This is a genomic window from Vulcanococcus sp., from assembly GCF_044369115.1.
Classification (GTDB): Bacteria; Cyanobacteriota; Cyanobacteriia; order PCC-6307; family Cyanobiaceae; genus Vulcanococcus.
The window spans coordinates 1-10,121 of record NZ_JBIPMN010000093.1 but is presented as its reverse complement, the minus strand read 5'-3'; the positions used below and the strand labels follow the sequence as shown (position 1 = coordinate 10,121).

Below are 10,121 nucleotides of genomic sequence, written 5' to 3'. Positions count from 1 at the left end.
TACGCAGCGCAGCACCGGCCTCAAGGATGGGGTGATCACCGGGCTCTGCCGGGTGGAGGGCCTTCCCCTGGCCCTCGGTGTGATGGATTTCCGCTTCATGGGCGGCTCGATGGGCTCGGTGGTGGGTGAGAAGTTGGCCCGCCTGATCGAAGAAGCCACCGCCCGCCGCTACCCCGTGCTGATCGTGTGCGCCTCCGGCGGCGCCCGCATGCAAGAGGGGATGCTCTCGCTGATGCAGATGGCCAAGATCTCCGGCGCCCTGGAGCGGCACCGCCAGGCCGAACTGCTCTACATGCCCCTGCTCACCCACCCCACCACCGGGGGCGTGACCGCCAGCTTCGCCATGCTCGGCGACCTGATCCTGGCCGAACCCAAAGCCCTGATCGGCTTCGCCGGCCGCCGCGTGATCGAGCAGACCCTGCGCGAAAAGCTCCCCGACGATTTCCAAACCGCGGAATACCTGCGCGACCACGGCTTCGTAGATCACATCGTGCCCCGCACCAAGTTGCGCAGCACCCTGGTGAGCCTGTTGCGCATGCACGGCGTAACCAAGGCTGTGGCCGCATGAGCAGCGGCAGCGGCTTTAACGGGAGTGTCATCCACCGGCGGCTGGGCTCTGCACTCGCCTATGTGCTGGGCGCGCTGCTGCTCTTGGGCAGCATCAGTGCATTCGGCAGCGCACCAGCCTGGGCCGGACCGGTGGATTGGCATGAAGTGCCGGCCAGTGATGACGGCCGACAGTGGTGGGATGCCGGGAGCCTGCGGGTGAACCGCAACGGCAACCTCACCGTGCTCAGCCGCTTTCAGCCGGCACCCCCGGCTGATCAGCCCCGCAATGCTGATGGCAGCGAACCGCGTCCGCCGGCCAGCGATCTGTATGTGATGGAGATCGACTGCGGCCAGAACCTCTACCGCGACACCTCGATCAACGGCATTCCGCAGTGGGGCAGCACTTGGCAGGCCGCCAGCGGTGACGATCTGATCAGCTCCACGATCACGGAGGCCTGCGCAGCCGGGGGGACCCTGCTGGCAGGCTTCTGAGACGTGACCATCCGCCCGTGACGGCAGCCCCCTCCTCGCAGCGTTCCCTCGGTGTGGCCCTGGTGGGCCTCGGCTTCGGCGAGAAGGTGCACCTGCCAGCCCTGCGCGACTGCCCGCTCACCGAGCCTGTTGCCCTTTGGCATCACAGGCCGGAGCGGCTCGAGCAAGCCTGCGCCGCCAGCGGCTTGCCTGGATTCAGCAGCTTTGAAGCTCTACTGGCCGATCCGCGCGTGGACGCGCTGGTGATCGCCACACCGCCGGAGCCGCGCTTCGCGCTGGCCCAGGCCGCGATCGCCGCCGGCAAGCATCTGCTGCTGGAGAAACCGGTGGCCCTGGAGGCCTGCCAGATCGAGGAGCTGCAGCGCCAGGCCCTCAGCGCCGGTGTTGCCGTGGCGGTGGATTTCGAATATCGCGCCGTGCCGGCCTTCATCCAGTTGGCCGCGCTGCTGCGGCAAAACAGCATCGGCACGCCCTGGCTGATCAAGCTCGATTGGCTGATGGGGAGCCGCGCTGATGCCAGCCGCCCCTGGAACTGGTATTCCCAACGGGCTGCCGGCGGTGGGGTGCTGGGCTCCCTGGGCACCCACGCCTTCGACACCCTGCATTGGCTGGTTGGGCCGGCCCGACAGGTGAGCTGCCTGCGCAGCATGGCCATCCCCCATCGCCCCCTGGCCGATGGCAGTGGCCGCCTGGCGGCGGTGGATGCCGAAGACATTGCGCTTTTGCAGCTGGAGCTGGAGACCGCAGCGGGCCTCAAACTGCCAGCCCAGGTGAGCCTGGCCTCGGTGACCCGGCCGGGCCGGGGCTACTGGATCGAGGCGTACGGCAGCGAAGGAACGCTGGTGCTCGGCTCCAGCAACCAGAGCGATTACGTGCACGGCTTCCAGCTCTGGCGCTCCTCGCAGGGCGGTCCACTGGAGGAGCTGCCCCCCGATCCAGAGCTGGCCTTCAGCCACACCTGGCCCGATGGCCGTGTTGCCCCCGTGCGCCGCCTGATCGAGTGGTGGGCTGAAGCGGCACTGGAAGGGCGCCCCATGCGGCCGGGGCTCTCGGAAGCCGCGCACAGCCAGCTGATCTGCGACAGGGCTTTGCAGGCGTCCGACAGCGGCATGCGCCAGGCGATTTAGACGCAAAAGGCGCCGGTTAGGATCGCCCGCATTCACTCTCCCGGTGTCCCCATGGCGCTCGTCCCGCTTCGGCTGCTGCTCGACCACGCCGCTGAAAACGGCTACGGCATCCCTGCTTTCAACGTGAACAACCTGGAGCAGGTGCAGTCGATCATGGAGGCGGCCTACGAGACCGACTCCCCGGTGATCCTGCAGGCCTCCCGCGGCGCCCGTCAGTACGCCGGTGAGAACTTCCTGCGCCACCTGATCCTGGCCGCCGTGGAAACCTATCCGGACATCCCGGTGGTGATGCACCAGGACCACGGCAACAGCCCTGCCACCTGCTTCGGTGCCGCCGCCAACGGCTTCACCTCAGTGATGATGGATGGCTCCCTGATGGCCGACGCCAAGACCCCCGCCAGCTACGAGTACAACGTGGCTGTGACCAAGGAAGTGGTGGATGTTGCCCACGCCATCGGCGTGAGCGTGGAAGGCGAACTGGGCTGCCTGGGCTCCCTGGAAACCGGCATGGGTGAAGCCGAGGACGGCCACGGTTTCGAGGGCAAGCTCGACCACAGTCAGCTGCTCACCGATCCCGCTGAGGCTGCCGACTTCGTCGCCAAAACCAAGGTGGATGCCCTGGCCATCGCCATCGGCACCAGCCACGGCGCCTACAAGTTCACCCGCAAGCCCACCGGTGAAGTGCTGGCCATCAGCCGCATCGCTGAGATCCACAAGGCCATCCCCAACACCCACCTGGTGATGCACGGCTCCTCCTCCGTGCCCCAGGAGTGGCTGGACATGATCAACAAGTACGGCGGTGCCATCCCCGAGACCTACGGCGTGCCCGTGGAAGAAATCCAGGAAGGTATCCGCAACGGCGTGCGCAAGGTGAACATCGACACCGACAACCGCCTCGCCTTCACCGCCGCTGTGCGTGAAGCCGCCGCCAAGGATCCCGCCAACTTCGATCCCCGCCACTTCAACAAGCCCGCCCGGGCCTACATGAAGCAGGTGTGCCTGGATCGCTATCAGCAGTTCTGGTGTGCCGGCAACGCCAGCAAGATCAAGCAGCGCGACATCAACTACTACGCCGGTCTGTACGCCAAGGGCGAACTCGACCCCAAGACCGCCGTGGCTGCCTGATCACAGCGATCATTCACGTCTGATCACTGATCATCGGGGGGCCAAAAGCCCCCCTTTTTTATGGCTGGAAGGTTGGTGCTGCTCCGGGCTCCGGCAAGGTGAGCGCTTGGGGCAGCGGCCGTGGCTGTGCGGAGACCAGCTCCTGCAACGCTGAATCGAGATTGCGCTCCATCACGAAGCGGCGTCCGTCTGTGACCACCACCCGCACCAAGGTGGGCAACGCATTGTTGGTGCTCTGGAGATAGATCGGCTCCACATAGAGCAAACCTTTGCCCACGGGCATCACCAGCAGATTGCCGCGGATCAGCTTCGAACCGTCGCGGTTCCAGAGGCCGAACTGATAGCTGATCGCCGGGTCCTGCTCGATCAGTGCCGACACCTGCTGCGGGCCCAGCAGCAAGCGCTGCTGCGGGAAGCGGGCCAGCAACAGCTCGCCGTAGTGCGGGGTGTCGTTGCGGGCAGCCAACCAACCCACCATGTTGGCCCGCCGCAATGGCGTGAAGGGCAGCAGCAGCACAAACTCCGGCCGTGTCTCCCCGGGAAGCTGCATCGTGACGTGATAAGGGCGCACCGGCGTGGTGGTGCTGCCGTAGATCTCCTGAGGGATGGCCCAGACATCGTCGCCGTTGTAGAAGGTGCGCACGTCGGTGACGTGGTAGCGAAGCAGCCGCTCCGCCTGCACCTGGAACTGGCTCTGGGGCACCTGAATGTGGGCCAGCAGTTCCGGCGGCATCGCCGAGAGCGGTTTAAACAAATCCGGGAAGGCGCGTTTCCAGGTGCGCAACACCGGGTCGGTTGGATCACTGACGTAGAGCCACACGTGGCCGTTGTAGGCATCCACCACCGCCTTCACCGGATTGCGGAAATAACGAATGCCGCTGGGGTTGGGATCGGAATAGGGATAGCTGCGGCTCACCGTGAAACCATCCAACAGCCAGTACTGGTGGTGGTCGTTCTGGAAGCCCGGCTCGCTGTTCACCCGAGCGGTGACCAGATAAGGCTTGCTCTCGAAGCGCAGGAAGGGAGCCAGGGCTGTGAGCCGTTGATTCACCTGGCGCCGCATCAACAGGCGGGAATCTGGGGTGAGGGAGCCGGTGAACAGCAGTCGTGGCTCCCACAGGTAGATCGCCGCCATCACGCGGTCGATGGGGCCATGGATCGGCACCCCGGCCTTGCCGTCGTAGTGGGAATAAACGTTGAGATCACCCTCGGGGTAATCAAATTCCCGCACCTGGGTGGGGGCAATCGCGTAAGGCGCGCGGTCGGAGGCGAAATAGAGCTTGGGGCGACCCACCGGCAGTGCCTGCTGCGCCTGGGCATCGCTGATACCCAACTGGGGGATGCCTTGCACCTTGCCACTGCGGCCCAGGTCTTTCACGAAGTAGAGGGGAAGCCCATCGGGGCCAGAAGCATTCACCGTGGAGACGGTGAAGCCGTAACCGTGGGTGAACACCAGGTGGCGGTTCAGCCAGGTGCGGGAGTTCTTTGCCAGGGCTGAGGTGTCGAGCTCGCGTGCAGCGATGAGCACCTGCTGCTTGCCCTGGCGTTGAGGATCAGCGTTCAGGGGGTAGCGATCGACCGCCGCTGAGGGGAATCTGTAGTAAAGGCGCAGCTGCTGGAGCTGACGATTCGCCTCCAGCAGGGGGCCGCTATCCCACAGGCGCACGTTGGCCAGGGTGCCCGGGGCCGATTGGAGATCCGCGGGTGTGAGCTGCTGGCGAGGGGCCAGATCCACTCTCCGCACAGCCTCCAGGCCAAAGGCACGGCGCGTGGCGTCGATGGTGCGGCGCAGATAGGGGGTTTCCAGCGCCAGCTCCCGCGGCTGCACCCAGATGCGCTGCACCACGGGTGCCACCACCCATTCCGCAAAGGGCACCAGCGCGGTGGTGGACAGCAGTGGCAGCAGAGCCCCTCGCCGCAACCAGCGGCGGGGAATCGGCACCAGCAGGCCGATGCCGGTGAGCAGGAGCAGTAGAGCGAGCAGCAGGCGCAGAGGCAACCGCACGTGCAAGTCCACGAAACCGGCACCGGCAGCCACACCGCTTCCATGCAGCATCAAATCGAAGGGCGCCAGAGCATTGCTGAGGGAAGCCATCAGCGCCAGCACCGCCAGCTGCGGCTGCAACACCCGCTGCTGCTCGCGGCTCAGACCAGGAAAACGCAGCTCCGAAAGGCAGTTGCCTTCACTGAAGGTGAGCCAGAGGCAGCCGGCCAACCCCACCAACCCTTGCACCAGCACCACGCTCACCAGCAGGTGCAAGGCCGGTAGGCGCAGCACCGTGAAACTGAGGTCAAAGCCTGTGAGTGGATCCCGTTCACCGAAGGGCACCGCCAAAAGCGCCGGCAGCCAAAGGCTCCAACCGCGAGCCACCGCCGTGGCAGAACCTGCCAGAGCAGCAGCCAGGGCCACCCGCAGACTGGTGTAGGGCCAGAGCAACAGCAGCGGCAGCAGTGCGGCCCCCAGCCCCAGAAACAACAACGGAGGCAGATCCGCCAACACCGGAATCCCGGTGATCACATCCCCGCTGAACGGAGCCGCGATCAGATCTCCGGCCTGCACCATCAAATAGGTCAGTCCACCGGCCAGCAGCAGCAGCAGGGCCACAAACAGGCCTACAAGGAGCGGCGGGCCGAGCGGCACCAACGGCGTTAGCGGCAGCGTTTTGCGGGCGACCTGCTGGCGCAGCCGCCAGCAGCGCTGCAGCTGCTGCAGCTGCAGGGGAACCCCCAGGCCGAACACCAGCGCGAAGGCCAGCAGCTGGAACAGCCAGCGGCGCAGCACCACCGACTGGCTCTGAAACTGACCGAACCACTGCGCCTCGATCACCAAGCGCGGCACCAGCACCAACAGGCCCAGGCCGATGGCCAGCCAACCCAGCCAGCGCAGACCCCGCTTGAGGGCATCAACGGAAAGCCGCAAGGAGTGAACCGAGCACTGCCTGAGGCTAGGCAGCACCGAGAGCGGGTCAAGACAGCCGCAAGGCCCGAACAAAGAGCCGATCAATACCCGATGCACGGGATCGGGTATTGATCGGCTGTGCAAACAGCGCTGCTAGCTTCCACTGACCTCAGCGACGTGATCGTGACGGCGACCCTTTCCCTCTCCACCGCTGGCCCCACCTTCACGGGCCTGCGCTGCAAGGAGTGCGGCCAGCCCTACGAAGCCGGCGCCCGCCACGTCTGCGAAGACGTGTGCTTCGGTCCGTTGGAGGTGGTCTATGACTACGAGGCGATCAAGAGCCGCGTCAGCCGCGCCACGATCGAAGCCGGACCCGCCTCGATCTGGCGCTACCGGGAATTCCTACCGATCGCCGGTGATCCGATCGATGTGGGAACCGGCTTCACGCCGCTGCTGAAGGCCAACAACCTGGCCAAGCGCCTGGGTCTGAAGAGCCTCTATATCAAGAACGATGGCGTCAACATGCCGACGCTCTCCTTCAAGGACCGCGTGGTGAGCGTGGCCCTCACCCGCGCCCGCGAGCTGGGCTTCAAAACGGTGAGCTGTGCCTCCACCGGCAACCTGGCCAACTCCACAGCTGCCATCGCTGCCCACGCCGGCCTGGATTGCTGCGTGTTCATCCCCAGCGACCTAGAGCTGGGCAAGGTGCTCGGCACTCTGATTTACAACCCCACCCTGATGGCGGTGAAGGGCAACTACGACCAGGTGAACCGCCTGTGCTCGGAGGTGGCCAACACCTATGGCTGGGGCTTCGTGAACATCAACCTGCGCCCCTACTACTCCGAAGGCTCCAAGACCCTCGGCTACGAGGTGATCGAGCAGCTGGGCTGGGAACTGCCCGACCACATCGTGGCGCCCCTGGCCTCCGGTTCCCTGTTCACCAAGATCCGCAAGGGCTTCGATGAATTCATCAAGTGCGGGCTGGTGGAGGAGAAGGCCGTGCGCTTCAGCGGCGCCCAGGCTGAAGGCTGCAATCCCATCGCAACAGCTTTCCGCGAGGGCCGCGATTTCATCACCCCGGTGAAGCCCAACACCATCGCCAAGTCGATCGCCATCGGCAACCCCGCCGACGGCCCCTACGCCATCGACATCGCCAATCGCACCGGCGGCACCATCGCCGACGTCACCGACGCCGAGATCATCGACGGCATCAAACTCCTGGCGGAAACCGAGGGCGTGTTCACTGAAACCGCCGGCGGCACCACGATTGCGGTGCTCAAGAAGCTGGTGGAGCAGGGCAAGATCAACCCCGAAGAGCGCACCGTGGCCTACATCACCGGAAACGGCCTCAAGACCACCGAGGCTGTGGTGGATCACATCGGCCAGCCGTACACGATCGAAGCCCAGCTCGACAGCTTCAACGCTGCTTGGCAGCAGGCCCAAGCCGCCCAGGCCGGCTGATCTTCAAACCCCTCCCGCGCTCCACAACCTTCCTCTCCCGACCATGCCCATTCAGGTTCTGATTCCGACTCCCCTGCAGAAGTTCACCAACGACGAAGCCAGCGTTGAGCTCGTCGCAAGCAGCGTGGACAGCCTGATCGACGCCCTCGACGGCCGCTACCCCGGCCTGAAGGGCCGCCTGTGCGATGAAGCCGGCAAGCTGCGCCGCTTCCTCAACGTGTATGTGAACAGCGAAGACATCCGCTTCCTCGACAACCAGACCACCGCCCTCAAGGACGGTGATGAAGTGAGCATCGTTCCCGCCGTTGCCGGCGGCTGATCCGCAACAGTGGTTCCATGACCCAGACCCCCGAGCGCAAGCGTCACGACGAGCCCGCTGCCAGCAAGGCTCTGCTCTTCGATTACCGGCAGGCGGCCAACCCGGTGCGGCCTGGGCTGACCGATCCGATCCCCTACCGCAGCTGGGGACCTGAGCTACATCAGCAGAGCCCCACCGGCATCCTTCCGCTCGATCTGAGCGCCGAGTTGGGGGTGCCAGGCCCGGCCACCAGCCCCGCTCTCGCCGCTCATTTCATCCGCATTGAGGCTGGCGAAGGCGTGCGCGCCGCGGCGGAAGTCACCAGCTCGCTGTTCTTTGTGCTCTCAGGCAGCGGCGTGTGCCGGGTACCCCCGGCCGATGGCAGCAGCCCCACGGATGCAGAGATCCACTGGCAGCAGGGCGATCTCTTTGTCTTGCCCGCCGGAGGCACACCGCTGCTGGAAGCCAGCAGCACCAGCGTGTTGTATTGGGTGCACGACGGGCCTCTGCTGAGCTATCTGGGGGTGAGTCCAAACGCAGCCCGGTTTGAACCCACCCACTACAGGGCTGCCTGGATGCAGGCCGAACTCGAGCAACTGGCGCGCCAACCGGGCAGTGGCAGCAGCAACCGCGTCAGCCTGCTGCTGGCCAACCGCGACCTGCCCAGCACCCGCACCGTGACCCATGTGCTCTGGGCGATGTTCGGCATCGTGCCCGCCGGCGCCACGCAGGCCCCGCACCGGCATCAATCAGTTGCCCTGGATCTGATCATCAGCTGCCAGCCCGGGGTCTACACCTTGGTGGGAACCGAGCTCGACGGCGACGGCAGCATCCGCAACCCACGCCGCCTCGAGTGGCAGAGCGGCGGTGCGTTCATCACCCCTCCCGGCCACTGGCACTCCCATGTCAACGAAAGCGGCGAGCCGGCCTGGCTGCTGCCAGTTCAGGACGCCGGCCTGCACACCTACCTGCGCAGCCTCGACATCCGTTTCGCTTAGACCACTGCCGCTTCGTTCTGGCGCTGCTCGTGCTGTTCCACCAGGGCGGTGAATTCAGCGCCCTGAATCGTTTCTCTTTGGATCAACAGATCCACCAACGCATCCATCAGCTCGCGTCGGGGCCGGAGCAGAGCCACAGCCTGATCCAACGAAGCCCGGGCTAGCTGCTGCACCTGCGCATCGATGCGGCTGCCCGTTTCCTGCGAGTAGTGCGGCTCGGAACGCAACCAATCGCGGCCGAGAAACACCTCATGCCCCTCCCCTTCCAGCGAAACGGGCCCCAGGGAGGAAAAGCCGTAGCGGGTCACCATCTCGCGGCCGATGCGGCTCACCATCTCCAGATCACCGGAGGCACCCTGGGTGACCTCGCTCGGGCCGAACACCACCAATTCGGCCGCACGACCACCCATCGCCACAACGAGGCGAGCCTGCAGATAGGCCTTGCTGATCAACCCGGAATCGAGCACGTCTTCATCCGGCATCGTGCGGGCAAAGCCGCCCACGCCACCGGCCCGCGGCAGCAAAGTGACCTTGTCGAGCCGATCGGCAGCGGGCAGCAGGGTGGTGAGCAGGGCATGGCCGATCTCGTGATAGGCGATCAGGCGTTTCTTGGCACTGTCCTGCAGGGGAGCCGCGGTGAGGCCCATGGTGATGCGCTCAAGGGCATCGCCGATGGCCGCGTCATCGATGCAGCTGCGCTCACGCCGGGCCGTGAGGATGGCCGCTTCATTAAGCAGATTGGAGAGATCAGCTCCGGAGAAGCCCGGGGTACGGCTGGCCCAGTCAGCCAGGGACACCTCAGGGTCGAGGGGTCTGGAGCGGGCATGCACGGCCAAGATCGCCTCGCGCCCGCGCCGATCGGGTAGATCCACATGTATGCGGCGGTCGAAACGCCCTGGCCGCATCAAGGCCGCATCGAGCACATCCGGACGGTTGGTGGCGGCCAGAAGGATCACACCAGAGTTTTCGGCGAAGCCGTCCATCTCGGTGAGCAGCTGGTTCAGCGTTTGCTCACGCTCATCGTTGCCGCCGCCGATGCCGGCTCCGCGCTGGCGGCCCACCGCATCGATCTCGTCGATGAACACGATGCAGGGAGCCTTCTCTTTGGCCTGGCGGAACAGATCACGCACGCGGCTGGCGCCCACGCCCACAAACAGCTCCACGAATTCAGA

The 10,121-nt window shown here is 65.5% G+C and carries 9 protein-coding genes; 7 read left to right on the top strand and 2 right to left on the bottom strand.

Annotation, left to right across the window (positions count from 1 at the left end; genetic code table 11):
- The 4 genes from ACIQ2E_RS08560 to fba form a co-directional block, all read left to right on the top strand.
- Window positions 1-568: acetyl-CoA carboxylase carboxyltransferase subunit beta (locus ACIQ2E_RS08560; protein WP_398328967.1), on the top strand; the 568-nt coding region annotated here is incomplete at its 5' end.
- Complete coding sequence (locus ACIQ2E_RS08555; protein ID WP_398328964.1) at window positions 565-1,041, top strand: hypothetical protein; 477 nt, start codon at window positions 565-567, stop codon at window positions 1,039-1,041. The genes ACIQ2E_RS08560 and ACIQ2E_RS08555, both read left to right, overlap by 4 nt.
- 17 nt (window positions 1,042-1,058) lie before the next feature.
- Window positions 1,059-2,168, top strand: a complete 1,110-nt coding sequence (locus tag ACIQ2E_RS08550; RefSeq protein ID WP_398328960.1) for a Gfo/Idh/MocA family protein — start codon at window positions 1,059-1,061, stop codon at window positions 2,166-2,168.
- A 51-nt stretch (window positions 2,169-2,219) separates the two neighbouring features.
- The gene (gene fba, locus ACIQ2E_RS08545; protein ID WP_010309272.1) at window positions 2,220-3,293 is read left to right on the top strand and encodes a class II fructose-bisphosphate aldolase; all 1,074 of its coding nucleotides are present in this window, start codon (window positions 2,220-2,222) and stop codon (window positions 3,291-3,293) included.
- A 58-nt stretch (window positions 3,294-3,351) separates the two neighbouring features.
- Here the strand turns inward: fba and ACIQ2E_RS08540 are convergent, their stop codons facing one another.
- Entirely contained in the window at window positions 3,352-6,213 is a 2,862-nt protein-coding gene (locus tag ACIQ2E_RS08540) for a UPF0182 family protein (RefSeq protein WP_398328956.1), read from the bottom strand.
- Window positions 6,214-6,375: 162 nt separating this feature from the next.
- Here ACIQ2E_RS08540 and thrC point away from each other — a divergent pair, with 162 nt between their 5' ends.
- The 3 genes from thrC to ACIQ2E_RS08525 are packed head-to-tail and all read left to right on the top strand — an operon-like array spanning window position 6,376 to window position 8,949.
- The gene (thrC, locus tag ACIQ2E_RS08535; protein ID WP_398328953.1) at window positions 6,376-7,653 is read left to right on the top strand and encodes a threonine synthase; all 1,278 of its coding nucleotides are present in this window, start codon (window positions 6,376-6,378) and stop codon (window positions 7,651-7,653) included.
- 43 nt (window positions 7,654-7,696) lie between these two features.
- Window positions 7,697-7,972, top strand: a complete 276-nt coding sequence (locus ACIQ2E_RS08530; protein WP_398328950.1) for a MoaD/ThiS family protein — start codon at window positions 7,697-7,699, stop codon at window positions 7,970-7,972.
- A gap of 17 nt (window positions 7,973-7,989) precedes the next feature.
- A complete protein-coding gene (locus ACIQ2E_RS08525) occupies window positions 7,990-8,949 on the top strand; it encodes a cupin (protein ID WP_398328947.1) in 960 nt (319 codons plus the stop codon).
- Here the strand turns inward: ACIQ2E_RS08525 and ACIQ2E_RS08520 are convergent.
- The coding region (locus ACIQ2E_RS08520) for an ATP-dependent metallopeptidase FtsH/Yme1/Tma family protein (RefSeq protein ID WP_398328944.1) at window positions 8,946-10,121 on the bottom strand (1,176 nt) is incomplete at its 5' end. The genes ACIQ2E_RS08525 and ACIQ2E_RS08520 overlap by 4 nt on opposite strands.

Bases quoted from the DNA above. Each gene is read 5' to 3' on its own strand.
- ACIQ2E_RS08555 (WP_398328964.1), top strand. From the start codon at position 565: ATGAGCAGCGGCAGCGGCTTTAACGGGAGTGTCATCCACCGGCGGCTG.
- fba (WP_010309272.1), top strand. From the start codon at position 2,220: ATGGCGCTCGTCCCGCTTCGGCTGCTGCTCGACCACGCCGCTGAAAAC.
- ACIQ2E_RS08530 (WP_398328950.1), top strand. From the start codon at position 7,697: ATGCCCATTCAGGTTCTGATTCCGACTCCCCTGCAGAAGTTCACCAAC.
- ACIQ2E_RS08525 (WP_398328947.1), top strand. From the start codon at position 7,990: ATGACCCAGACCCCCGAGCGCAAGCGTCACGACGAGCCCGCTGCCAGC.